Source organism: Arundinibacter roseus (assembly GCF_004348825.1).
GTDB classification, from domain to species: domain Bacteria; phylum Bacteroidota; class Bacteroidia; order Cytophagales; family Spirosomataceae; genus Arundinibacter; species Arundinibacter roseus.
Window position 1 is genome coordinate 281,500 of record NZ_SMJU01000005.1, and the last position, 25,213, is coordinate 306,712.

At 47.0% G+C, this 25,213-nt stretch carries 23 protein-coding genes; 13 read left to right on the forward strand and 10 right to left on the reverse strand.

Annotated elements, in window-relative coordinates:
• The first annotated feature begins 128 nt into the window (after positions 1–128).
• The 5 genes from EZE20_RS09460 to EZE20_RS09480 all read left to right on the forward strand — a co-directional run bounded on the left by EZE20_RS09460 (position 129) and on the right by EZE20_RS09480 (position 5,402).
• A complete protein-coding gene (locus tag EZE20_RS09460) occupies positions 129–740 on the forward strand; it encodes an RNA polymerase sigma-70 factor (protein ID WP_132116892.1) in 612 nt (203 codons plus the stop codon).
• A gap of 172 nt (positions 741–912) precedes the next feature.
• Positions 913–2,100 (forward strand): mannonate dehydratase, encoded by a 1,188-nt coding sequence (gene uxuA / locus EZE20_RS09465; protein WP_132116894.1) that lies wholly within the window; start codon positions 913–915, stop codon positions 2,098–2,100.
• Positions 2,101–2,155: 55 nt separating this feature from the next.
• Positions 2,156–3,586 (forward strand): glucuronate isomerase, encoded by a 1,431-nt coding sequence (gene uxaC, locus EZE20_RS09470; RefSeq protein WP_132116896.1) that lies wholly within the window; start codon positions 2,156–2,158, stop codon positions 3,584–3,586.
• Between the two features lie 130 nt (positions 3,587–3,716).
• Positions 3,717–4,712 (forward strand): sugar kinase, encoded by a 996-nt coding sequence (locus tag EZE20_RS09475; RefSeq protein ID WP_132116898.1) that lies wholly within the window; start codon positions 3,717–3,719, stop codon positions 4,710–4,712.
• A gap of 24 nt (positions 4,713–4,736) precedes the next feature.
• Positions 4,737–5,402 carry a bifunctional 4-hydroxy-2-oxoglutarate aldolase/2-dehydro-3-deoxy-phosphogluconate aldolase gene (locus EZE20_RS09480; protein ID WP_132116900.1) on the forward strand — a complete coding sequence of 222 codons (666 nt, stop codon included), beginning with the start codon at positions 4,737–4,739 and terminating at the stop codon, positions 5,400–5,402.
• A 189-nt stretch (positions 5,403–5,591) separates the two neighbouring features.
• Here the strand turns inward: EZE20_RS09480 and EZE20_RS09485 are convergent, their stop codons facing one another.
• Entirely contained in the window at positions 5,592–7,997 is a 2,406-nt protein-coding gene (locus tag EZE20_RS09485; protein WP_132116902.1) for a 3-hydroxyacyl-CoA dehydrogenase/enoyl-CoA hydratase family protein, read from the reverse strand.
• A 45-nt stretch (positions 7,998–8,042) separates the two neighbouring features.
• A complete protein-coding gene (locus tag EZE20_RS09490) occupies positions 8,043–8,507 on the reverse strand; it encodes a MarR family winged helix-turn-helix transcriptional regulator (RefSeq protein WP_132116904.1) in 465 nt (154 codons plus the stop codon).
• Between the two features lie 248 nt (positions 8,508–8,755).
• Here EZE20_RS09490 and EZE20_RS09495 point away from each other — a divergent pair, with 248 nt between their 5' ends.
• The 4 genes from EZE20_RS09495 to EZE20_RS09510 all read left to right on the forward strand — a co-directional run bounded on the left by EZE20_RS09495 (position 8,756) and on the right by EZE20_RS09510 (position 12,908).
• Positions 8,756–9,004 (forward strand): hypothetical protein, encoded by a 249-nt coding sequence (locus tag EZE20_RS09495; RefSeq protein ID WP_132116906.1) that lies wholly within the window; start codon positions 8,756–8,758, stop codon positions 9,002–9,004.
• A gap of 220 nt (positions 9,005–9,224) precedes the next feature.
• Positions 9,225–10,301 carry an NAD-dependent epimerase/dehydratase family protein gene (locus EZE20_RS09500; RefSeq protein WP_132116908.1) on the forward strand — a complete coding sequence of 359 codons (1,077 nt, stop codon included), beginning with the start codon at positions 9,225–9,227 and terminating at the stop codon, positions 10,299–10,301.
• 24 nt (positions 10,302–10,325) lie between these two features.
• Complete coding sequence (locus tag EZE20_RS09505) at positions 10,326–11,273, forward strand: glycosyltransferase (protein ID WP_132116910.1); 948 nt, start codon at positions 10,326–10,328, stop codon at positions 11,271–11,273.
• A gap of 3 nt (positions 11,274–11,276) precedes the next feature.
• The gene (locus tag EZE20_RS09510; RefSeq protein WP_132116912.1) at positions 11,277–12,908 is read left to right on the forward strand and encodes a hypothetical protein; all 1,632 of its coding nucleotides are present in this window, start codon (positions 11,277–11,279) and stop codon (positions 12,906–12,908) included.
• Between the two features lie 6 nt (positions 12,909–12,914).
• Here the strand turns inward: EZE20_RS09510 and EZE20_RS09515 are convergent, their stop codons facing one another.
• From EZE20_RS09515 to EZE20_RS09535, 5 genes are all read right to left on the reverse strand, one after another.
• Positions 12,915–13,346: an RrF2 family transcriptional regulator gene (locus EZE20_RS09515; RefSeq protein ID WP_132116913.1), complete on the reverse strand. Its 432-nt coding sequence runs from the start codon at positions 13,344–13,346 to the stop codon at positions 12,915–12,917.
• A gap of 72 nt (positions 13,347–13,418) precedes the next feature.
• Positions 13,419–14,480 carry an SO2930 family diheme c-type cytochrome gene (locus EZE20_RS09520; protein WP_132116915.1) on the reverse strand — a complete coding sequence of 354 codons (1,062 nt, stop codon included), beginning with the start codon at positions 14,478–14,480 and terminating at the stop codon, positions 13,419–13,421.
• Positions 14,481–15,668: a parallel beta-helix domain-containing protein gene (locus EZE20_RS09525; RefSeq protein ID WP_132116917.1), complete on the reverse strand. Its 1,188-nt coding sequence runs from the start codon at positions 15,666–15,668 to the stop codon at positions 14,481–14,483.
• A 110-nt stretch (positions 15,669–15,778) separates the two neighbouring features.
• Positions 15,779–16,426 carry a lysoplasmalogenase gene (locus EZE20_RS09530; protein ID WP_132116919.1) on the reverse strand — a complete coding sequence of 216 codons (648 nt, stop codon included), beginning with the start codon at positions 16,424–16,426 and terminating at the stop codon, positions 15,779–15,781.
• A gap of 168 nt (positions 16,427–16,594) precedes the next feature.
• Positions 16,595–17,518, reverse strand: coding sequence for a hypothetical protein (locus EZE20_RS09535; RefSeq protein ID WP_132116921.1), 924 nt, complete (start codon positions 17,516–17,518; stop codon positions 16,595–16,597).
• 244 nt (positions 17,519–17,762) lie between these two features.
• Here EZE20_RS09535 and EZE20_RS09540 point away from each other — a divergent pair, with 244 nt between their 5' ends.
• Positions 17,763–19,103 carry an APC family permease gene (locus EZE20_RS09540; protein WP_132117121.1) on the forward strand — a complete coding sequence of 447 codons (1,341 nt, stop codon included), beginning with the start codon at positions 17,763–17,765 and terminating at the stop codon, positions 19,101–19,103.
• Between the two features lie 122 nt (positions 19,104–19,225).
• On the opposite strand, the gene EZE20_RS09545 is transcribed toward EZE20_RS09540, so the two are convergent.
• The 3 genes from EZE20_RS09545 to EZE20_RS09555 all read right to left on the reverse strand — a co-directional run bounded on the left by EZE20_RS09545 (position 19,226) and on the right by EZE20_RS09555 (position 22,280).
• A complete protein-coding gene (locus EZE20_RS09545; RefSeq protein WP_132116923.1) occupies positions 19,226–19,588 on the reverse strand; it encodes a DUF3127 domain-containing protein in 363 nt (120 codons plus the stop codon).
• 87 nt (positions 19,589–19,675) lie between these two features.
• On the reverse strand, positions 19,676–20,359 hold the full coding sequence (locus EZE20_RS09550; protein WP_132116925.1) for a response regulator transcription factor: 684 nt from the start codon (positions 20,357–20,359) through the stop codon (positions 19,676–19,678).
• An 85-nt stretch (positions 20,360–20,444) separates the two neighbouring features.
• Positions 20,445–22,280 (reverse strand): sensor histidine kinase, encoded by a 1,836-nt coding sequence (locus EZE20_RS09555; RefSeq protein WP_132116927.1) that lies wholly within the window; start codon positions 22,278–22,280, stop codon positions 20,445–20,447.
• Between the two features lie 183 nt (positions 22,281–22,463).
• On the opposite strand from EZE20_RS09555, the gene EZE20_RS09560 reads away from it, so the two are divergent.
• The 3 genes from EZE20_RS09560 to obgE all read left to right on the forward strand — a co-directional run bounded on the left by EZE20_RS09560 (position 22,464) and on the right by obgE (position 25,144).
• Positions 22,464–23,264 (forward strand): T9SS type A sorting domain-containing protein, encoded by an 801-nt coding sequence (locus EZE20_RS09560; RefSeq protein WP_132116929.1) that lies wholly within the window; start codon positions 22,464–22,466, stop codon positions 23,262–23,264.
• Positions 23,265–23,441: 177 nt separating this feature from the next.
• Positions 23,442–24,014 carry an adenylate kinase gene (locus EZE20_RS09565; RefSeq protein ID WP_132116931.1) on the forward strand — a complete coding sequence of 191 codons (573 nt, stop codon included), beginning with the start codon at positions 23,442–23,444 and terminating at the stop codon, positions 24,012–24,014.
• A 122-nt stretch (positions 24,015–24,136) separates the two neighbouring features.
• Complete coding sequence (gene obgE, locus EZE20_RS09570) at positions 24,137–25,144, forward strand: GTPase ObgE (RefSeq protein WP_132116933.1); 1,008 nt, start codon at positions 24,137–24,139, stop codon at positions 25,142–25,144.
• Positions 25,145–25,213 lie beyond the last annotated feature (69 nt).

Sequence of the window (25,213 nt, forward strand, 5' to 3'; positions counted from 1 at the left end):
TTTTTTCAAGATAATTTTTTGCAAATCAACGAATCTATGCCTAATCTCCGTAGAGAATCAAACACAGATGCCAAAGAAGGTATCGCTACTTTTCACAAAAAAATTCTATTCCAAACCTCACACAAGTAATGGAAACAATCGTAGTACCCAAGCCCATCGCCAAGCACCGAACGTGCCCTAGCCGCATGGAAGTATTGTTCAAAAAAGTAGTGCAGGATGGCGATTATGTAGCCTATCGAGAATTATTTACACGCTATTATCGCTCGCTGTGCACCTATGCCATGCGGGTGGTGGTAGTTCGGGAAGTAGCCGAAGAAGTTGTGTCCGATGTTTTTGTAAAACTTTGGAAAAACCGTGAGCAGATTGAAGTGCATACGTCGTTTGAGGCTTACATGTACCGGGCCGTCCGGAACCAATCGCTCGATTACCTGAAACTGCGGATGCACCGGGTATACGAACGCGAATCGCTGGAAAGTATTCAGTGGAATTTGGCGTATGCCGATCATTATACGCCTGCCGAAGAAGTGGTTTTTAATGAGTTTTATGATCGTATGGAGCGGTATATCAATGACTTGCCCCGGCAATGTCAGTTAATTTTCCGCATGAGCCGTGAAGAAGGGCTACGCTACCGCGAAATAGCTGACCAACTGAAAATCTCAATCAAAACCGTAGAAACCCAAATGGGACGAGCGCTGAAAGTGCTGCGCGAGCGAGTACCGGAAAATCGCCTTGTGGCCTAGGGACGTAAGGTACTAAAAGGTCGTTTGTCGTCTTGTTTTTAAAGTACTATTTTCAAATTTCCTGAGGCTATTAAAAACCTGTGAGGTTTAGGCGTATTTTTATCTATAAATAATTAACTATCAAAACCTCACAGGTTTAATACCCACCACTTTTAGTTGAGCATTAAATACCATGGCACTTGAACAAACATGGCGCTGGTTTGGCCCGAATGATCCCGTTTCTCTTGCGGATGTCCGGCAGGCTGGCGCTACTGGCGTAGTAACCGCCCTCCACCATATTTCTAATGGTGAAATATGGACACCACAGGAAATAGAATTCCGTAAATCTGAGATTGAGAAGGCCGGGCTTTCGTGGTCTGTTGTCGAGAGTATCCCGGTCCATGAAGCCATAAAAACCAGAACCGGACGCTACAAAGAATTTATTGATAACTATAAAGAGTCGATTGTAAATCTGGGAAAATCGGGAATAGATACCGTTTGCTACAATTTTATGCCTGTTCTGGACTGGACGCGCACGGACCTGAACGCTCCGATGCACGACGGCTCCACCGGTCTCCGGTTTGATGCCGCCCAATTTGCGGCCTTCGAACTCTTTATTTTACAGTCGGCACTGGCACAAAAAACATATTCGGACGAACAGAAATCCAAGGCAAAAGCCTGGCTCGATCAGGCCGATGAGGAGCAGATTCACCGCCTGACCCGCAACGTCATTGCTGGGTTGCCCGGCTCCGAAGAAAGCTTTACGATTGAAGAATTCAGAGACGTGTTGGCTACCTATGCCCACATTGGCGACGCTGAACTTAGAGAAAATCTGTACCGATTTATCAATGAAATTGCACCAGTTGCGCAGGAATCCGGTGTGCGATTGTCTATTCATCCGGACGATCCGCCCTACCCTATTTTGGGACTTCCCCGCGTAGTAAGCACTGAAAATGATGCGCTTCAACTGCTCAAAAGCTGCGAAGTACCCGCCAACGGCCTGTGCTTTTGTACGGGCTCTTACGGCGTCAGGGCCGACAACGACCTGCCTGGGATGGTAGAACGGCTCGGCGATCGCATTCATTTTATTCACTTACGGGCAACAACTCGCGAAGCAGACGGCAGTTTTTATGAAGCGGATCACCTCAATGGCGACGTGGATATGTACGCAGTCATGAAAGCCCTAGTGCTCGAACAAAAGAGACGTCGGGAAGAAAATCGCTCCGACCTCCGGATGCCGTTCCGGCCGGACCACGGCCACCGCATGCTCGACGACCTGACTTCCGAAAAGCGGCTTAATCCCGGCTACACCGCAATCGGGCGGCTTCGGGGACTGGCAGAGCTTCGTGGACTTGAACTAGGCATTGAGCGCTCGTTATAGTTCTGCGGAACTCGTCTTTTTTTATTTACTACTATCGAAATTAAATCATAGCCTCATGAGTACCATTCATCATACCGCTCAAAAGACGTTCATAACCGAAGATTTTTTACTTCGTACTGAAACCGCCCGGCAGTTGTACCACGACTACGCAAAGCAGATGCCCATTATAGATTATCACTGCCACCTTCCGCCCGATCAGATTGCAGAAGATCGGCAGTTTGAGAATCTTACACAGATATGGCTCTACGGCGATCATTACAAATGGCGGGCGATGCGCACCAATGGCGTTGCTGAGCGGTACTGTACGGGCGATGCGTCCGATTGGGAAAAGTTTGAGCAATGGGCCGCTACCGTACCCTACACGATGCGCAACCCGCTCTATCACTGGACACACCTGGAACTGCTCCGATATTTTGATATTGACTATATTCTGAATCCTGATACCGCCCGGGAGATTTATGAGGAATGTTCCGCCAAGCTGCAAACGCCCGAATACAGCGTAAAAAGTTTGCTTCGCAAAATGAATGTGAAGGTCATTTGTACCACGGATGATCCGACCGATTCGCTGGAATATCATCAGATGATTCGTGAAAGTGGCTTTGAAATCAAGGTGTTGCCTACTTTCAGGGCTGACAAATCTATGCTCCTCATTAATGATCCGGAGGCTTATAAAGCCTACGTTCAGAAAATTTGTGAAGTAGCCGGTGTTACCTACAATGGCGAGTATTATAACCTCGTAGAAGCGCTGCACAAGCGGCATGATTTCTTCGCAGAAATGGGCGGACGCCTGTCTGATCATGGTCTGGAACATATTTATGCAACCCAATTTGACGATCAGGCCGCTTATCGTGCGGCCGCGGTGGCACTTGCCGGGAGCGTGCCCGACAACGACGCTCAAAATGCGTACAAGTCTACGCTGCTTTATGAATTAGCCACGATGGATCATGCCAAAAACTGGACGCAGCAATTTCACCTTGGCGCCCTGCGAAACAACAATTCACGGCTACTCAAAACTCTTGGCCCTGATACCGGATGGGATTCCATTGGCGATTTTAGTCAGGCGCAGGCACTTTCCAAATTTATGGACAAGCTCGATTCTACGGATCAGCTGGCCAAAACGATTTTGTACAATCTCAACTCGGGTGACAACGAAGTCATCGCTACTATGGTTGGCAACTTCAACGACGGCAGCGTAGCTGGCAAAATTCAGTTTGGCTCCGGTTGGTGGTTTCAGGATCAGAAAGATGGCATGGAAAAACAAATGAATGCCTTGTCCAATATGGGCCTTTTGAGTCGTTTCGTAGGAATGCTCACCGATTCCCGCAGCTTTTTGTCGTATCCTCGTCACGAATATTTCCGCCGCATTCTATGTAATTTGATCGGAAATGATGTTGAAAATGGCGAACTGCCAAACGACATGCCGTGGCTCGGAAAAATGGTTCAGGATATTTCCTACAACAATGCCAAACAGTATTTTGGCTTCTAATCCGGCTTTTCTCTCCATATAGTTCTTCACTCAGAAGTACCCTTGTATGAACTTTCGGAAAGTATTTTAAACCACTTTCCGAAAGTTCATACCTTTGTTTTATCCTTTCAGCAGAATAGACCTAACACAAATGGCCCAAATTGTTACCATCGGTGAAGTATTGATGCGCCTGAGCACTCCCGGATTTTCCCGTTTTGAACAAGCACGCTCACTCAATGTAACCTACGCCGGAGGCGAGGCAAACGTCGCCGCGGCATTGGCCTACTGGGGGCACTCAACCGCTCATGTAACCCGCTTTCCAGATTCGCCTATTGGGAGAGCAGCAGCTCAATATTTGCACTTTCACGGAGTAGATATTTCAAGTATTCTTTACGGTGGACCGCGAATGGCCGTTTATTTTCTGGAAACCGGCGCAGCTATGCGCGGAAGTCAGATTGTGTACGACCGGGCCGGATCTTCGTTTGCTACCATTGACCCGGCAGAGTTAAATTGGGACGAGATCCTGAAAGATGCCAAGTGGTTTCACTGGGCGGGCATTACGCCGGCCCTTTCGCAGGAAGCAGCCGATGCCTGTTTGCAGGGCATACAGGCAGCCCGGCAGCGGGGCATTACGGTTTCGGGGGATATTTTTTACCGATCCAATCTTTGGAAATACGGAAAAGGACCCGCTGATGTGCTTCCGCTGCTCACCGCCGGAACCGATGTGGTGATTGCCAATGCCGAAAACATCCGGGATATTTTTGGCATCGAAAGCGTTGGTTTTCAGGATGCCTGTATCAAATTGCAACAAGCGTTTCCTCAGGTAAGCCGGGTCGTTGATACCAAACGTACTTCCCTGAGTGCCAGTCATAATTTATTGCGGGCCTACCTTTGGAATGGAGAAACAATGCTCGAAACCTCCGATATTGACATCAATCCGATCATCGACCGTGTAGGTGGTGGAGATGCATTTATTGCCGGGCTCATTCATGGCTTGATGACGTTTGACGACGAACAAAAAGCCCTGGAATTTGGTGTAGCAGCTTCTGCACTAAAACACACAATAGAAGGTGACGCCCTTATTTCCACCGAAGCCGAAGTAGAAGCGATTCGACAGGGAGAAACTTCGGGGCGGATCAAAAGATAATCGATACTAATCAAAACTTTTCTCATGGCTCACCTGGAAAAAAATATCATTCTGAATGCTTTGCATGAAGGCGGCATGCTGCCTTTGTTTTACCACGACGACCTGAACGTAGCCATTGAAGTGGTAAAAGCTACGTACCAAGCAGGGCTTCGGGTTTTTGAGTTTACCAATCGGGGCGCAAATGCTCTGGAAACTTTTACAAAACTGGTGGAGTATGCCAATGCAGAACTACCCGAAATGGGCATGGGCATTGGTACCATTTACGATGCGCCCACGGCTCATCAGTTCATTGACGCCGGTGCTGACTTCATCGTCACACCAATTCTAAACCCCAGCGTTGGAGCCGTTTGCGTAGCTGCCGGTGTACCCTGGATTCCGGGAGTAACCACGCTTACGGAGATTTACAATGCCCGTCAGGCGGGCGCCGAGGTAGTTAAGCTTTTTCCGGGCGAAGTAGTAGGTTCTGTTTTTTTACGGGCAGTGCGCGGCCCTATGCCTGATTTGAAAATTATGGTAACCGGAGGTGTACGACCTACGCGTGAAAGTTTTACGGAGTGGTTTGGGGCAGGTGCGTACTGTGTGGGTATGGGCTCCAATCTTTTTCCAAAAGATGTTTTGGCAGAAGAAAACTACGGTTGGATTGAGCAGAAAATCGCTGAATGCATGGGTTTTGTGAAGGAATTGCGTTGAGTAGTTATTAGCCGTTAGGTTATTAGCCGTTAGGATCTATATTGTTGTAAATCAATACTTTGTAATAATTTCAAACATAATATAATTTTGCTCAAACACTTAAAGAAAATCTAAATACATAAAGAAAGTCCGCCGACGGTATTTTCCATCGGCGGACTTTTTAATTTACTTCTCCTGTTTTTTAAAAACCTAGTTTCTTGGTGGCTTGCCGCCCGTGAGCAGACCCTGCATGCGTTCGAGGGTTTTCTTTTCTCCGCACAACGAAAGGAATGCTTCTCTTTCGAGATCCAGCAGATACTGCTCCGAAACGGTTTGGGGATAGCTCAAATCGCCGCCACAAATTACATACGCCAGCTTGTTAGCCAGCTTCATATCGTGATCGCTGATGTAGTTGGCCAGGCGCATTTGGGCAACACCCGCCATAAACAACGCCATGCCCGTTTTACCTTGCACCTTAATATCCGTCCGCTGCTTAGGTTGCGTATAGCCATTATCCGCAAGATCAAGAGCGGCTTGCTTGGCCTCGGCAATCAGGCGGCTGCGGTTGAGTACAATCTGATCTTTTTCCTGCAGATAATTCATGGCAAAAGCCTCCTGTGCCGACGTTGACACTTTGGCCTGCGCAATATTCATGAACGCACTTTGCAGAATATTCAGCTCCGGATCGCCCGCCTGATACATATCCGAGCAGCGCACAGCCATTTCCTTGGTGCCACCACCGGCCGGAATCAGTCCAACGCCGAGTTCTACAAGGCCCATGTAAGTTTCGGCATGCGCCACTACTTTATCAGCATGCAGGTTCAGCTCGCAGCCACCACCCAACGTAAGGGTGTGGGGGGCCGTCACGACCGGAATCGACGAGTAGCGCGCCCGCATGATGGTTTGCTGAAACTGTGCAATCATCAGGTTTATTTCGTCAAACTCCTGCTCAATGGCAAACATAAACAGCATGGCCAAATTGGCTCCCGCCGAAAAAGCCTCCGAAGAATCGTTGCCAATTACCAGTCCACGAAAATCCTTCTCAGCCAGGCTAATGCTTTTTTGAACGCCTTCGACAACCTCAGCACCGAACGTGTTCATCTTGGAATGGAATTCCAGATTTACAATCCCATCACCCAGGTCATAAAGCGTCGCTCCGGCGTTTTTCCAGACCACATTTTGCGACAAATTGTTGAGAAGAATAAACGAATCCTGACCAGGAATTACTTTATAGCTTTTGGAAGGAATATCATAGTACTGCTTTCGGCCTTTTTCAATTTTGTAGAAAGACTCATGCCCGGCTTCCAGCATTTCGTAGACCCAGGCCGCTGGTTTTTTGCCGAGTTCTTCCATGATACCCAACATTTTCTTTACCCCAATAGCATCCCAGGTTTCGAAAAGGCCCATTTGCCAGCCAAACCCGGCTGTAATCGCCTGATCGATGCGGTATAATTCGTCCGAAATTTCAGGAATCCGGAAGGTAGCGTAGCGGAAACCATCGGCAAAGGTTTTACGGTAAAATTCTCCCGCCTGATCGGTCCCGGCTAAAAGTACGCCAAAACGCTTCGACAGATTGTCGATTGCCTTGGTGCCTTCCAGCGTCTGGAATTTCACTTTTTCCGAAGGACGATATTCCTGAGTTTTAAAGTCAAGAGCCAGAATAACCGACTTGCCTTTTTCGTCCTTAACTTTTTTATAAAAACCCTGACCCGACTTATCACCCAGCCATTTTTTGTTAAATAATTCCTGCATCACACCCGGCACTACAAATGCCTCGTGCGATTCGTCAGTCTCTTTTCCTGACTCAAACAGGTTGTTGGCCACGTGCACGGTCGTATCTAGCCCTACCACATCCGACAGCCGGAACGTGCCCGACTTGGGCCGCCCAACCACCGGCCCGGTCAGCTTGTCGACCTGCTCCACGGTCAGCCCCATTTCTTCGGCTACCCGGATGGTTTGTACCATGGCGTAAATCCCCAGGCGATTGGCAATAAAACCCGGTGTATCCTTACAGAAAACCGTCGTTTTACCCAAAAATAAATCGCCGTAATGCATCAGAAAATCAATGACGGACGGGTCGGTCTGCGGGCCGGGAATAATTTCGAGCAAGCGTAAATAGCGGGGCGGATTAAAAAAATGGGTGCCACAAAAATGCTTCTGAAAATCGTCGCTTCGTCCTTCTGACATCAGATGAATCGGAATGCCCGACGTGTTGGAACTTACCAGCGAACCCGGCTTGCGCAGGGCATCTACTTTTTCAAAAAGGCTTTTCTTAATATCAAGCCGCTCGACGATAACCTCAATGATCCAGTCATAATTTTTTATTTCTGACAAATTATCATCAAAATTTCCCAACCGAACCCTGCTGGCAAACGAAGGATCATAGAGCGCAGCCGGCGATCCTTTCAGGGTATTTTGGAACGACTCCTGAACAATCCGGTTTCGGACTGCCGGGTGTTCCGTAGTTAGTCCTTTGGCTTGTTCGGCGGTATTTGGTTCTTTGGGGACAATATCCAGAAGTAGTACCTCCACGCCTATATTGGCAAAATGACAGGCAATGCGTGAGCCCATAATCCCGGAACCCAGCACAGCTACCTTACGAATAGTACGATTCATTTTATTAGGTTTTTAGGTTGATTTAAATGGAATAGGTGATAGTTGTTACAATTCATCCGGCATTTCCCCGGCTTTTAGCTTTTGGTTTTCTTCTTCCACGATGTGGTTAATTTCCTTAATCACGTCCAGAAAAACGACCAGTTTTTCCAGCGGAATTTTTTCACGAATCATTTGATTAAACGTAATGACCCCTTCGCGGGCCTGCTCCCGGCGGACTTTCCCTTCTTCCGTCAGGATGATCCGTACAAAGCGTTTATCGCTGCCGCTTACTTCCCGACGAATCAGCCCCTTTTCTTCCAGATTTTTCAGCATTCGCACCAGGCTGCGCGGCTCCATGCCCAGCAAAGGAGCAATTTTTGTAGCAGGTGTGCCCTTTTCCAGATCGATATTCAATAGAACATACCCTACTGCCATCGTCATACCATACTGAGCCGCGTGGGTGTTGTACATGCGTGAAATCGAATGCCAGGCCCACTTTATATGAAAATCAATTGTTTTTTCTTTGCGCATCAGCTATCAAAAGTCAAGGTGTCAGTTTCATTGCGACCATTCACAAATGTACTAAAATCTGGTATTAGTATGCAAGCATACTTTTATTAAAAGCAGGGAGCATCAGGAATTTCAGGAGAAATACGAGGCCGGAGGAAGAAATGTGTTATTTAGAATGACCAAAAATTTGGCAAAACAACGGCATCTGATTTGGTGGTTTTGGAAAAGGCCTTTACTTTTGCACAAAACCTATTTACAAAAACTCGAAAATGAAACTCAGAAAGATAGCCGCAGTTGTAGCAGGTGTAGCATTGTTATCATCCTGCGAATATCAGAAATACAACAAAGCCGAGCAGATCGATGTTCGTGCAGGAAATGAGTGGGTATATGGCGTTAGCCCCGATTCGTCGGCTCGTCAGCTTGCCAACAAATACGAAGACAATCCAGAAGTAGAAAAGCGTGTAAACGCTATCCGGGCCAAGCTTTTTGATGGCAGCACCGGTGCAGGCGAAAACTAAGCCTGTACTTATACATTCTTAATGGAAGCAGCATCTTTTCGCAGATGCTGCTTTTTTTGTTTTTGCATGGTTCTTCCCGGCATCCATTTGCTAAATGATGCATAGAAGCATGACGGCAGTTTGGGACAATTGAACTTTTTTAATTTACTTTACGAGTCTTTTGCCCGTTTGAATTGCATTTTTCCGACATACATACTTCAAAAAAACAACACAATCAACCATGAATATTGCCTTAGTTACTGGGTCTGCCGGTCTTATTGGAAGTGAATCTGTGGCTTTTCTGGCCGACAAATTTGACCTCGTGATCGGAATCGACAACAACCTGCGCCAGTACTTTTTTGGTGCAGATGGCAGCACGGAATGGAACCGCACTCGAATTTCAGAAGCCTATTCCAATTATAAACACTACCCCGCCGATATCCGTGAGGTAAGTCAGCTGGAACCTATTTTTAAGGAATTTGGCACCGACATAAAAATGATTGTGCACACAGCCGCACAGCCAAGCCACGACTGGGCTGCCCGCGAACCCTTTACTGATTTTGGAGTAAATGCCGTTGGTACGCTCAACATGCTCGAAATGACCCGCTTGAACTGCCCGGAGGCTGTTTTTATCTTTACTTCTACCAACAAAGTATACGGCGACAATCCTAATTATCTGCCGTTGGTTGAGCTCGAAACTCGCTGGGAAATTGACGAAAACCATCCTTATTTTGAAAATGGCATCGACGAAAATCACAGCATTGACCACACGAAGCACTCTATTTTTGGGGCGTCCAAGGTAGCTGCTGATATTATGGTTCAGGAATATGGCCGTTATTTTGGCATGAAAACGGGCACGTTCCGGGGAGGATGCCTCACAGGCCCCAACCACTCGGGAGCACAGCTGCACGGATTTCTGGCTTATCTCATGAAATGCGCCATTACGGGCAATCACTACACAATTTTTGGTTATAAAGGCAAGCAGGTGCGCGACAACATTCATAGCCACGATCTGGTAAATATGTTTTGGCATTTTTATCAAAATCCGCGTCCCGGTGAGGTCTATAATGCCGGAGGCGGCCGCTATGCCAACTGCTCCATGTTGGAAGCAATTACGCTATGTGAGCAGATTTCGGGCAAAAAATTATCTTACTCGTATTCCGACACCAACCGCATTGGCGATCATATCTGGTACGTAAGCGACCTTTCCAAGTTTAAGGCTCATTATCCCGGATGGAACTGGGAGTACGGCCTTGAAGAAACCCTGACGCAGATCCATGATGGCATTGCGGCCCGTCTTGCCGGAACTATTGCCTGACCCATTTTATTTCAAGCCTGAACCATGCCGGAAAAGTACATTATTCTGATTCCTCAATTTAATGACTGGGAGGCACTGAATTTACTCATTGAAAAAATCAACACGGATGTGGCTCACGACTTACTTGTGCGCACATCCGTGTTGGTCGTTGATGACTGTTCTTCCCGCGACCGCACAGAACCTTTTCCGATTTTTAAAGGTACCGGGATAAAAGTCCTGAGGCTTCATCGAAACCTGGGGCATCAGCGGGCTATTGCCATTGGTCTCTCCTATATTGCCACGGAGCTCCCCTGCGACAAGGTGATTGTGATGGATGCGGACGGTGAAGATGCCCCGCGAGACATTAATTTGCTGTTTGCCAAATCAGCGGACCTCCCCGATACGATCATTTTTGCCCAACGAAGCAAGCGGCAGGAAAGCTTCCTGTTTCAAAGCTTTTATTTGATTTATAAATTTGTTTTTAAAATCCTGACCGGAAAAGTAATCACCTTTGGGAATTTTAGTTTGGTTCCACAGCGACGGCTTCAAAATCTGGTACGGGTTTCGGAAATCTGGAATAACTACCCCGGCGGCGTCATCCGGTCGCGTATTCCCTACGATGGTGTGCCAATTGAGCGTGCCAAACGGCTGGCCGGAAGCAGCAAGATGAATTTCGTGTCATTAATTCTGCACGGCCTGAGTGCTATCTCTGTTTTGATTGACACGACAGCTGTACGGATTCTGATTTTTTCAATTTTAATGTCAGGCTTCGCCGTTGCCATCATTTGTGTAATCTTATTTCTGAAACTCATCGGCAATGCCACGCCGGGCTGGGCGTCTACCCTTAGTACTACCCTGCTCATTGTGATGATGCAGTCTTTTCTGATTTCGCTGTTTCTGGTCTTTATGGTGCTTCAATACCGCACACAGCAACATTTTATCCCGGCGATTCACTACCGCGATTTTGTAGAAGGTGTAGAAACTATCGCCTAGCCTATGATTACTTTTGATGCTTCGCCGATGGTTTACTGGGCCCTTGCCTACGGGCTGGCGCTGATCGTGCTCTGGCTTAGTCAACACAAGCGGATTTCTACCCCGGTTTATTTAACGGTTTCCATTCTTCTGTTTGTTGCTATGCGATTGCCCGCGGTAGTACTGAATCGCGAGCTCAACGCCGATGAAAGTCAGATGCTCAGCCACGCCTTGACGCTCTTTCAGGACCCCGTCTACTGGCGCTCCGTAGACGGCACCACAATTGGCCCTCTTGATAATTACCTGCTTGTTCTGCCCCGGTTGCTGGGTTTTCAGCTCGACTATACCTCTGCACGAGTCATGAGTGTTCTTTGCAATATAGGCTCGCTCCTGTTTTTCTTTGTTGCCATGCAGCGATGGTTTGGCAGTCAAACGGCTCGCACAGCCCTTCTGCTTCCACTATTTTTTCTTGCTTTTACTCAGGAAACCGATTTTGTTCATTATTCCAGCGAGCAGCTTCCAGTTTTTCTTTTGAGTATTTGCCTGGCACTTTTAGCCTATTTGCCGGACGGATTTCAGGCAAACCGCCTTTCTGTTACTGCGTATGTATTCGGTTTTGTAGCCGGGATGATTCCTTTTGCCAAATTACAAGCTGTTCCGCAAGCGGTGATTTTGGTACTGGGTGCCGGATATGAAATCTGGCGAATGCATAGGCATTCAAACCAAATCAAACCCTTTTTTCTGCTGGCATTGGGCGGTATTTCCTTTCCGGCACTTGCACTGATTTGGGTCCTTTGGCAAGGGGTTTTTCAGGATTTTATCAATTTTTATATCCTGGGAAATGCCGTCTATGCAGGTGGTAGCAGCTGGTCCCAAATCCCAACTCAATTTGGCAAACTGGTTTTGCTTAGTCCGGACTTCACCGCCCTGCTGGTTATACTTGCTGCTTTTCAGCTGGCGAGTTTTTTTACACAAAGAAAAAAAGACGCAACCGCAACAGCCTCAGATAAAGCACTACACCTACCGCTCATAATCGCAACTTATAGCTTCGCTGCGCTATATGCCGCTACCAAATCCGGCAATCTTTTTGTGCATTATCTGGCCTTTTGTGTGTATCCGCTTGCCTTATTTGGCGCTGCCGCTGCGCAGCGTTTTGCTTTCAGGCCTTTATTTGCCATACTGGCACCGCTGTTGATGCTCGGCTGGTTTGGGCTAGATGATGGAATTTCATTTATCAAAAAAAGAGAACTCAATTCTCTCGTATCGGTAGAAGCCCGCCACTTACTGCAGAGCCCGGTAGTAATGGCTATGCATCCTTTTCAGAAATCTGGCGATCAAATGGTGGTTTGGGGCTGGCAATGCCGCTATTATGTAGAAGCACAGCTGGCGCAGGGCACCGCTGAAAATCACTCTGAACGATGCATTTTTGAACATCCCCTGCGCGACGTGTATCGTGAGCGTTTTATTCGCGACATGCAGCGCAATCAACCCGCCTTTTTTCTGGATGCAGTAGGTAAGAATAGTCTGTGGTTACAGAATAAAGACACACAGGGGCATGAGATTTTCCCTGAATTGGCCGCCTATATTAGCACTCACTATCAGCTAGTTGAAGACATAGACGACACACGACTGTACATCCGTAGGGACAGGCTTTAAACAAACTTACAGTTCCAGCTCCCCGGATTTATTCAACATATCTGACAACGTCGTTGAGTCCAAGACGGCGAGGTTCGCATCGCGCCATTTTTCCATGACAGCCCGTAAAGAGCAGGTGCCTTCGTCGGCACAGTCGTCGCATTTTCCATAAAAATACAGCGAGACACAGAGCGTTGGAGCAATGGGTCCGTCAATAATGCGGAGTACTTTTGAAAATTTCACTTCATCCGGCGGAATCCGTAGCAGGTAGCCGCCACCTTTGCCTTTTTGACTTTGCAGAACACCGTTATTTCGTAAATCCAGAAGGATTGCTTCCAGAAATTTCTTTGGAATTTTTTCTTTTTCGGCAATGTAAGAAATCAATACCGGGCCCTTGCCGTATTGTTCGGCCAGCACTTTTAGAGCTTTGAGGGCATATTTTGCTTTTTTAGAAATCATAAAGGTCGTATGTATAAATTTGGACGGGTGTGTAAATCAAAAGTACTCATTCTTTCAAAAATTTATCCAAACTCACTCAGGAATGCTCCGAATCCATTCTTTTATTAGCGCAATACCTTCCTGATGCACCAACTTACGGCCAAGTTCGGGCATCATTTCGCCGGGGTCGCTGGATTCAAGCCGATAGACCAAAATCGACTGCTCCGGGTGTCCGGGCACAATGTCGTATAGACGGCCGCCTGAGCCGCGTCCGGCTGCAACCGGAGTCTTTTTGATTCCAATGTGAGTCGGGTTTGTTTCCTCTGTTTGCAAAAATAAACCCGACGTGCGGGCCGGGCCTTCGGGGCGGTGGCAGTGAGCGCAATTGATGGCGAGCCATTCGCGGGCCCGCTCGGCCACGGTGCCCGTAGTAGTATCGTCCCAAACGGCGGCTTTTGGAACTTCTGATAAAGCAGGCAAAGAGATTAGTAAACCCTTTTTTTGCCAATAAATCAACTGATTTTCGGCACCTTCCTCATACGCAAACAGGCCGTTGAGCTGCCGGGAAGAAGGTCCAATGGGTGTAAGCTTCTCGTTGGAATTATGACATCCTTTGCACTGATTCAGGTTCGGAATCGAATACGTCTGCGTACGGGTTTGACCGCTACGGTCTACCCATGAAAGCTCTTTGGTATCACCGGCAACTTCCAGAAAAGCGTCGGTTTGCTCCTCATTCCAGACATATTCCAGCGCTTTCCAGCCTTTGGGTTCATGAATTAAAAGGCGGGTTTCTATCAGGCGGCGGCCTTTTTCAGGAGAACGGGCATCTAGTGGAAAATAAAACGTTTTGATCAGCGTGGTTCCTACCGGAAAATCAAGTACCTGCTCAGCCGCATAGGCAACCGATTGACCGTCCGGGAACTTCACAAATCGGAGTTTTTCGGCATAGTCCGTAAAAAGAGGCGTGTTCAGGCGGTACGGCACCACCCCTTCGGCTGGTTTTTGCGCGGCAGGCAAGCCTTCAAAAAATCCATAGTCGGATAATTTTTCTTTGGGGGCAGCAGGAAGAAGTTCCGACGTTTGTTCAAACACAGAATGAAAGGAAAGCAGCCCAATGCTCAAAAGCGAACCAAAAAGAATCCAGAGTTTTTTCATCTATTTTTGGGACAAAACCGCTTCTTTCAACGACAGTAACGTGCAGTCGAAAGGACTGCTATCGCGGGAAACATTCTTGAAATTATTGCCTGCATCCAGATTTGCAAAGGTTGCATTTTGATTTTGTCGCAGACACAGGGCTGGGCGATTGGTTTGATTTTTATCCAAAATTCCATCAAAAACTATATCCGGCACCTTCTTGCCAAAACGGAGTTTATACTTAAACAAAAGCCCCAAACGTCCTTTCCCCTGATATTTTACCCGGTCCCGGTCAAACTGATTGCTATGAATTGAAATTTGGCTTGGATACGGATAGTACAGCGAATCGGTCATTGGTTTTTCGGTCATAAAATAGCTGATAATGCCTACTCCAATGCTGTTGTTGGCGGTGAGGGTATTATTAAAAACCTCTACCTCGTTAGTTGCCAAAATCAGTACACCCGTTCCCTGCGGAACGGTAGCCACGATATTTCCGGCGGGAGCAAAATTGGGGAAATTATTATGGTGAATTTTATTATTAAAAACCCGCACATTCCCTCCCTTTTTCTGAATCAGATCGGGCAGATCAAACACCAAAATCCCTCCCGTATTTTCGGTCGCTTCGTTGTTGTAGACATCAGCCATCTGGGAGTTTTCGATTTCGATACCGGCTACGTTGTGAAAAGCCCGTGAATGCCGCACAATGATGTGCTTTGACTGCCCTACATAAATACCTGCGTCCGAAGCACCGATAGCCTCACAGTACTCAATCAGTACGTTTTGGCACAGCACCGGGTACAGCCCGTAGCCCCCGTTTTCGGGTTTGGGTTCTCCGGTCCATTCCGTTTTGACCCGGCGGAACGTGATACCATCGATCTGCATGGTTTTGATGGCGTCTCCTTTGGCATCCTGCACCGTAAAATCTTCCAGAACGATTTGTTGCCCATTGCTGACGTGCAGGCCTTCGGCTCCTTCGGTTTGGCCTTTGAAGCTCAGCACCGTTTGGTCTACGCCCGCACCTTTCAGCACGATTCTGTTTTTCCCTTCCAGCGACAGTGTTTGAGTAAGGGAAAATTTACCCGCCGGAATTTGAATGGTATCGCCATCTTCGGCCAGGATTAGTTCTCGTTGTAGGTTTTTCTGAAAATCGGCCTGAGCAAACGTGAGTTGCGCAACCAAAATACCCAGTAAAGTACACTTATATTTCATAAGACAGGATTATCACTTCTAGTATTTGAACTATAAATATAAAGAACTGTACTATTTTTATTGTATTCTATTTCTTATTACCTACTATTTTTTCTTAATCAGGCTTTATTTCAAGCATTTATCGCTTCTTTATTTTCTTTCAAACATCCCCAGACAATGAAAAACTGGGCTAAACCGTAGGTAAGCATGACCCAAATTCCTGAATAGGGAATGGGGGTTGAAAATTTATTCAGGGCAATAAATGAATCAGAAAGTATAAATAAAATGGCTCCAACAAGTACAAAGTCATAGCCCGGAAGCTGTCCCAGGCGCAAGGCTGCCATGATGCCCATGCTGATAATCGCTCCCATGTAGAAGTAAATCGGTACTTGCAAAGGTTCGGGAAGCGTTCCGTGCAAAGGGCCGCCAAGCACCAGGCCCATGTAGGCCAGAAATGGCAACGCACGAATAAGTTCAAACGTGGCGGTTTTGCTGAATAAGCGGATATAAACCAACTGCGCAACCAAAAAAGCACCTAAACCTGCCAGAAAGTACATTTCACCGCTGAACATAAGCAAAATGTCACCCAGCCAGGAAAAAAGCAAGGCACTCAGCAGAAGTTCATTGCCCTTGAATGAACGGCTTTTCTGCCACACAAGTCCAATCAAAAAAGGCATCAGCAACGGTTTGGTTGCTGCACTAAGCATCGAAACATGAAATAAAATGGCCAGCAAATGCAAGCTGAGAAGAATCAGAAAGGCATTTCTAATGAGGGTCATAGCGGTACTTTTTGGACAAACGGAGCGATTACTAAACTGCGCTTACCTCAGAAATCTGCTTTGAACTAAACGCAACTTTTCTCAAAAGTCGACCGAAATTGTCGCCTACTCTTTCAGCATCTTCACAGGCCAGGCAAAACGATACTATTTTCAAAAAGTACCTAATTCCTAAAAAGTGAAACCCTGCACTCCCAATTGCTGACGCAACGTGGTGTCGGCGGGGGCGTTATGCGTCCAATAATCGGTCCGTTCGGTGTGCGTGCGGGTAGCACGGGTCGTCAGCATTTTACCCCCTGAGGTGTAGTTTTCTTCCCACCCAACGATTTCGTGCGGAAACTGCTGTTCATAAATAAGCGTAAGCATGCGTCCGGCGTTGGGATATTGGAGAGAATATTGCAGCAGGCTGATTCCTTTAAAATCGGCACCTGCATATGCTTGTCGGGTACCCACCGCAGGTTGAGGTTCCAGTTTTTGGCCGGTCAGGCGGGCAGCGTAGGTGGCCGGAATCACGGTAGTTTCACCCGTTGGCAAAGACTCAGGGTTGATCCGAAGGCGGGTCCAAAGCTCGTCTTCGAGCCAGGCTGCGTCGATAGAAAAATCTTCCGTTGCATTTTTTTCAAAATAAGAGCGACCCATAACATCGTAGGAATCTTTTTTCAGATTTAGCTGCGTGTACGTCTGCCCACACCAATCCTGTGCCGACATGGTAACTTTCAGGCTATGCCCAAATTTCGTGGTTTGAATGGGCGTAAAAACGGAGCTATACAACGAATAGTCGTAAATTCCGGTCACAAAGCGACGAATAGCATTGAGTTTCAAAACGGACGTAGCCCGTCGTTTTTCGTCCGATTCCAGCTTCACCTGTGCATCGGTACGAAAGTCTTCCGTCACAAAAATCAGCACGGCTTCTCCCGGATTTGCAGCGCCATAGTGGCCCTGCGAAAGTGTGTATCGACTGATTTCGGCTTGCCCCTTGTACCAGTACTCCCGAAAAGCCTGCGGGACTTCCTCCTCGCCGGATGAGTCTTTGCCACAGCCGACGAAAAGAAAAGCAATTAAAAAAAGTAGGGTGAATGAGTATTTAAATTTCATAGAATAGTTAGTTTAGACTCCTTTTGCTAAAAAAACCATACCGATCAGACGATTGTTCGTAGAGAGGCGAGTTATTGGTTATCAGGCATTTTCATAATCAACCCCCAATTGACCCGAATAAAAAGAGAAGAAAACCGTGAATTAGTTGAGTAAAAGGAAGGGAATGTCCAAAATTCTGGGTGGCAAGAGCCTGGGATTCCAAAAAAATGGTATTTTCGGAACGCTCCTTACACTCTTTCTTTACATGCAAAAATCAGCGGAACGCCCCCGAAACGAATTATTAAAAATCTTAGGTGTTGGATTTGGCATAGCCGTAACAATCGGTGGCACGATTGGGACGGGCATCCTGCGCAAGCCCGGACCAATTGCCGAGCAACTGGGCGATCCATGGCTGATCATGGGGTTATGGATTTTGGTCAGTCTCTATGCATTTTTGGGCACCCTCTGTACCATCGAACTGGGCACTTCTGTGCCCAAAGCGGGTGCCTGGTACGTATACGCCAAGCGGGCCTTTGGCGGCTATGCAGGTTTTGTGGTAGGGATCAACAGCTGGCTGGGAACCTGCGCAGCTTTGGGGTTTGGGGCGTATACGATGAGTGAATACCTGGCGCTGCTGCTTCCGATTTTTGGTGGCTACGAACCTTACCTTGCCGCAGCAATGCTCTTAACGCTGGGTGCACTTCATTGGTTGGGGCTGGCGCTGGCGAGCCGTTTTCAAAACATCATGAGTTTTCTGAAAGCCCTGGGCTTGTTTGCGTTTGTGGCGCTTTGCTATGTGTATGGTCAGGAAGTAACTCCCGAACAAACACTTGCCACTACGAGTCAAATTGCCCAAACCGGAAGCTGGCTTGGACCGGTAATTTTTTCATTACAGGCCATTTTTTATACTTACGACGGCTGGCACACGGCTGCCTATTTTGCAGAAGAAGACCGCAATCCGACACGCAACCTGCCCCGATCCATGATTGGTGGAGTGGGTCTTATCATCTTGATATATCTCCTTTGCAACCTGGCCATTCTGTACATATTGCCTATGGATCAGCTGGCGCAATCCAAACTGGCGGCGGCGGATGCCGTACGGTTAATCTTTGGCGAGCGTTCGGGCAAATTTGTCACGCTTTTTCTTATGATTTCAATTTTAGGGATTGTCAATGCGCAGCTTATGTTCAATCCCCGCGTGCTTTATTCAATGAGCCGGGATGGGCTGTTTTTGCGTCAGGGCACGCGCGTAAACAAAGGAGGCACACCATCATTGGGTATGCCGCTCACGGCAGGATTGGCCATTCTTTTGATTTTGATTGGCAAAGAAGCCTGCGAAAAGCTATCTGATATTGCTACGTTCTTTTTTGTGATTAGCTATACTTCTGGTTTTGCCTCTTTGCTGGCACTTCGCAAAAAAGAGCCCACATTACCCCGTCCCTGGAAAGTACCCGCCTACCCGGTTTTGCCGATTGTGATGCTCGTTGCTTCCCTGGCATTTCTGGTCGGGGCGGTGATTCAGGACTTGCCAAGTTCACAGTTTGCACTGCTGTTCCTGGTCCTTAGTTATCCGCTGTATCTGGGAGTCAAAAAGCTGAATTCCTGAACATTGAGTTTATTCAGTGTTTCCATTAAAAATTAATAAGGACAAGTAACCCGGCACTCAGAAGCACCATAAACGGAGAAGGGAAGAGTGTGCCTCTTCCCTTCTCTCAGGTTGTTGTTTTTTCAGAATGGCAAATCATCGTCCGACTCACTCGGCGCAAAGGCCGGGTTCGGCGGTGGGCCAAAGTCGCCAGGTGCGTTGGCAGGAGCCGCCTGAGCACTACCGGCTTTTTCTACTTTCCAGGCTTTCACCTCCGTGTACCAGCGTTGATTATACTCACGGCTTTCGACGTCAATAGAGGCTACGACTGCATCGCCGGGGGTTAGTCCAAACTGATCGATTTTATCGCCCCAAACGGCGATACATACTTTTTTAGGATATTGTCCTTCGGTTTCGAGAACAAATTCCTGCTTGCGCCAGGTGCCATTCTTACCTTGTCCATTTACTTCTGGAAGAATTGTGACGACGGTTCCTGTTATTTCCATAATACCCTGATCTAGCTATGTGTTGGGGAAGAATACGGGCCAAAAGTAAGAGATTTGGGCGGTAAATCAAAAACTCTTTGGCCCCTCTTAACCCATCAGTTTAAAGCCTTCGCCGTGCAGATTCATAATCTGAATGGATGGATCTTCCCGGAAATGCTTGCGCAATTTTGTTATATACACATCCATACTTCGGGCGTTGAAATAGGAGTCATCGCCCCATATTACTTTCAACGCAAAACTACGGCTGATAGGTTGGTTGAGGTTTTGACAAAACAACTTCAACAGCTCCGATTCTTTACTGGTAAGCCGGGCGCTATCGCCGCCCCGGCTTAGTTGCTGATGTGCATAATCGAAGGTATAGCTGCCAACCTGAAATACACTTTGCGGCAATTCGGGTGCCGCTTGCCGGGAGTAGCGCCGCAAAATAGCCTCCATCCGCAGCAGAAGTTCTTCACGATCAAAGGGTTTGGTCAGATAGTCATCGGCACCTACTCTAAACCCCTGAATGGTATCTTCCTTCATGGATTTGGCCGTCAAAAAAATAATCGGCACATCGCGCCCGCTCATGCGTACTTCCCGCGCCAGCGAAAACCCATCTTTGCGGGGCATCATGACATCGAAAATACACATGTCGTACTGACCCGCCACAAACTGCTCCCATCCGTCCTGCCCATCTTTGGCGAGTGTGGTGGGGTAGCCTTTATCCGTCAAATATTCCTGAAGCAGCACGCCCAGGTTGGGATCATCTTCAACAAGTAAAATAGTGGGCATAGCAGCGAATTTCTTATCGGGTAAATAAACTATACATCAACCAGATTCCTGGTTTTCTTTTCTAAACCTATTTTTCAGGCAGCAGCTACTGCACATCTTCCGGCGAAATGGTCGGGAGCCAGAAGCTGAATTCGCTTCCTTTTCCGGGTTGACTGCGTGCCTGAATAGATCCTTTATGCGCTTCAACCATTTTTTTTACATAACTCAACCCTAACCCAAACCCTTTGACATTGTGAAGGTTACCAGTCGGAACCCGGTAAAATTTATCAAAAATACGGGTAATTTGATCAGACGAAAGCCCCATTCCCTGATCGGCAACTACCATGCGAATGCCCCCTTTTTCATTTTGGGTGCTGAGGGTTAAGTGCAGCGTATCGGGCGAGTACTTGATAGCGTTGTCTACCAGATTGTACAGGACATTGGAAAGATGGACTTCGTCGCCTTCTACGAGTTCGTCTACGGCCTCAAAATCCATTTCCACAACCCCCTGTCGCTGCTCAATTTGAACGCTCAGGCTGTTCAGTACTTTGGCGATCACGTCGTGCATATTGACCAGGCTGCGTTTGAGCTTCACTTCTCCTTTATCAAGCAAAGCCATTTGCAGCACTTTTTCGACGTGCGTACCCAACCGCCGGTTTTCTTCCCGAATAATTCCCAAATAGCGGTCAATTCGGGAAGTCAGATCAGGTACTTCTTTACCGGATTGCATGTTTTCGTGCGCCATTTCGGTAGCGAGTGCAATGGTAGAAATAGGCGTTTTGAATTCATGCGTCATATTATTGATAAAATCATTCTTAATATCAGACAGTTTTTTCTGCCGCAGAATGATGACCACGGCGCTGTAAAAACAAATCAGAATGACCAACACCAATATACCTGAGCTGGCAAACATGACACTCATGTTTTGGAGTATAAATTGCTTTTGGTCAGGAAAATAAACGTACAATAGATTATTTCCACTCAGCATTTCACTCGGAAACAATGAAGCTTTATACGCGTGCTGTTCCCATTCAGAACTGTATAATTCTACGGTTGAAAACAGCAGGTTTCGGCCGGTTTGCGCACGAACGGCAAACTCGTACGGCAGGCTGATTCCGTTTTGGGTAAATTCCTTTTTAAGGAGAGAATCCAGCAAAAACCGATTGACACGCTCTTCTATGGGTCTTTGTGTGTAAAGCAAATCCTGCATAACTTCCCGCAGCAGTCCGGCTTTATCGACGGGCTTGGCCGGGAGCGGATTATATGAAGCTTCGGGTACACTATTTTGAACTTTTCCCCTTTTTTCTGGTACTTTTTCGGCACTTTGTGAAGGTTTGGTCCGCTGATTATGGTCCGTCAATGCTAGTCTGTCACCCGATTTTCCGGCCGCCACGGCATCCATAGCCGAGCCAAGATTCTGTTCTTCTGCCAACCGGCGACGCACGAACTCATCCAACCCGGCTGCACCGAGTTTTTGTGCCTGAAAAAACTCGTCAATAATGCGTTGCTGACGGTCGATCATCACTCGGAAATTGGGGCTCAGAACGTCCGAAGGCGCCACTTCCGAAAAATATTGATAGCTGATTTCGCCCGTCGGACCCACCGAAATTTCCACACCTGTCGGGGCAGGCTGCAACGCTATCGCCTCGGCAGGCTGGTTTCGAAGGGCTTTTTTTCTGTTTTTGGGAGGCTGATTTACTTTGGTAATCTCTTCGAGTCGACTTTTTTGCTGTTCATTTTCAATGCGTTGTTGCAGCAAATACATCATTTCCTGCTTTTCAAGGCGATGTACAACCTTCTGCACCGACTCGGCTACTTTATGATTAAACTGCTCATTTCGTACAGCAATAGCTTCTCTGATAAAATACCACTGAAACCCAATCAGCCCCATCAGCGCCACACACATCAATCCGACGATTCGTTGTATTTTTTGTTTTGTCATTTTTTTTCAGAACCTAATGCAACTTTGTCCAGTCTCTGAACGACTATTCATGAGCAGGAAAACAAATTTACGAGCCTGCCTATTCTTCTGCGAGGCTTTTAACATACTTTAACATACGTTTTTTTATTTAGATACCTAAGTTTACAACCAATTGATTTATAAATTAAAACCTGTTTTTTAGTCATGAAAAAACCAAATGCAAACCTCCTGTTGCTGTCTTTTGCTCTGCTGCTTGGTATGAGCGCAACTCAGCTTCGTGCACAATCTGCGAACGATAAAAAAGAAAAATCCATTCGGGTAAAAGTTGTTGAAAAAAAGAACGGCAAGACGACTGTTCAGGAACGGAATTATACGCTCACTGAACCGCTTTCTGACTCAGAACAAAAAGCCTTTGTAGATAAAGTGCTCGACTCCATGAACGTCGACGGCATGAGCCAAAAACAAATCAGCATCAGGATTGATGAAGATGGCGACAATGAGATCAAATGGAACCAAAAAAACGACCGTCGCCGCGTGGAAGTCATTGAAGGCGAGCACGAACCGATGGTTTGGGGCTATGATAACGACCGTGACCGGACGTTTCATTTTGATACGCGCGAGTTTGAAGGAAATATGCGGCGTTTGGAAAAAGAAATGAAGCCGAAAGTCAACATCATGATGAAAGATATGGAACGGCTCGGTGAGCGCATGGGCGATTTCTGGACGCACGACGTGCTGCAAAGCGGAAGTGTGCGGGCGCTTAATGCTTTCCCGAACAATCCGGACAACGGCGTGCTCAACCTGCGGTTTACTGCTCCGGAAAAAGGGGATATTACGATAACTGTCACCGACACAGACGGTAAAGAAGTTGGCAAGAAACAAATTAAAGATTTCAGTGGTGAATTTGTAGGGCAAATTGAACTGAAAAAAAATACCAAAGGCACGCTTTTTGTTACAGTTACGCAAAAAGAAGATGGCGCCGTACGGCGCGTCGTGATTAAATAATGGGAACATTATCCCGGCAATTCAGGGATTCCTCAACAGCTGCCTGTACTCCAAAACGAGTACAGGCATTTTTTTAAGCTAAAAAAACCAAGAAAAATAGCACGGGCTTAGGTAAGAATTGTAAATTTGCCGGTTCTAATCCTCCTGTTACACTAGAAAGCATCTAACTACATACCTATGCTCAATCTCGTACTATTTGGTCCTCCGGGCGCTGGAAAAGGCACCCAAAGTGAAAAAATCATTGAAAAATACAAATTGGTGCACCTCTCAACCGGAGACTTGCTACGTTCTCAGATTCAGGCAGGAACCGAGCTTGGCCTCAAAGCCAAAACGCTGATGGATCAGGGAATTCTGGTTCCAGATGAAGTAGTAATCGGGATGATTGACACCAAACTTAGCGAGAACAAAGAAGCCGCCGGATTTATATTTGATGGCTTTCCGCGTACCGTGAAACAGGCCGAAGCGCTGGATCAACTACTGGCATCGTACGAAGAAAGTATCACGGTGATGGTTGCTTTAAATGTACCGGACGAAGAGCTGAAAAAGCGTCTCCTGAACCGTGGACAAACCTCGGGCCGGCCGGATGATCAGGATGAGGAGAAAATTAAAACCCGAATTCACGAGTATAACAGCAAGACTGCACCCGTTGCAGAATATTACCGTCAGCAGGACAAGTTTGTGCCCATTGAAGGAGTTGGAGCGATTGAAGAAATTTTTGATGGCATTTGTGGTGCCATTGAACATAAATAGTAGTCCAACCATTTGACGTAAAATCGCCTCTGTATCATAAATAAACTCAGAGGCATAAGGTCGCAGATAAAACTTGTCTGCGATAAATTTACTTTATAGAAAACTACCGGAGGCAGCAGGGCATGGCATCATCTAATTTTATTGACTACGTAAAAATTCACGCCCGTTCAGGGGCAGGTGGAGCAGGTTCTATTCACTTTCGACGGGAAAAATACGTAGACAAAGGCGGGCCGGACGGTGGCGATGGTGGCCGGGGGGGGCACGTTATTTTAAAAGGTAATACGCAGCTCTGGACTTTGCTGCACCTAAAATACACCAAGCACGTCAAAGCGGATGCCGGCAAAGCTGGCGAAGGCGGACGGCGGGCGGGCGCACAGGGCAAGGATATTTTTCTGGAAGTCCCCTTGGGTACAATTGCCAAAGATGCCGAAACCGGGAAAATCCTGGCTGAAATTACCGAAGAAGGACAGGAAATTATTTTACTGCCCGGTGGCCGTGGTGGCTTAGGAAATGATCATTTTAAAACGTCAACCAAGCAGACTCCGCAATATGCCCAACCGGGTGAACCTGAGCAGGAAATGTGGGTTGTACTGGAACTGAAAGTACTGGCCGATGTAGGTCTTGTTGGTTTTCCGAATGCCGGAAAATCCACACTGCTTTCGGTTGTGTCAGCCGCACGACCCGAAATTGCCGATTACCCTTTTACAACCTTAACTCCTAACCTTGGCGTAGTAGCCTATCGGGATTATAAATCCTTTGTGATGGCGGACATTCCGGGCATCATTGAGGGGGCTTCTCAGGGCAAAGGACTGGGACTCCGCTTTTTACGCCACATTGAACGAAACTCTCTGCTTTTATTCATGATTCCAGCTGATTCAGAAGATCTTGCTGCCGAATATGAAACCCTTCTAAACGAGCTCCGCCAATACAATCCTTCGTTGCTGGATAAACAACGCCTCATTGCTATTTCAAAAATTGATTTGATTGAAGCAGGTCAACGAGATGAATTAATCAAACAACTACCCGCCGAGATTCCCAATATACTTATATCAGCAATTACTCAGGAAGGAATTGAACAATTAAAAGATTTGATATGGACAACACTAAATAAGTCGTTATCCGTTTACTAATTTGAGGTTGAATTTATTGCTAGTCCGGCGTACTTAATTCATATTGTATACTAGTTTTTAATTAAGAAG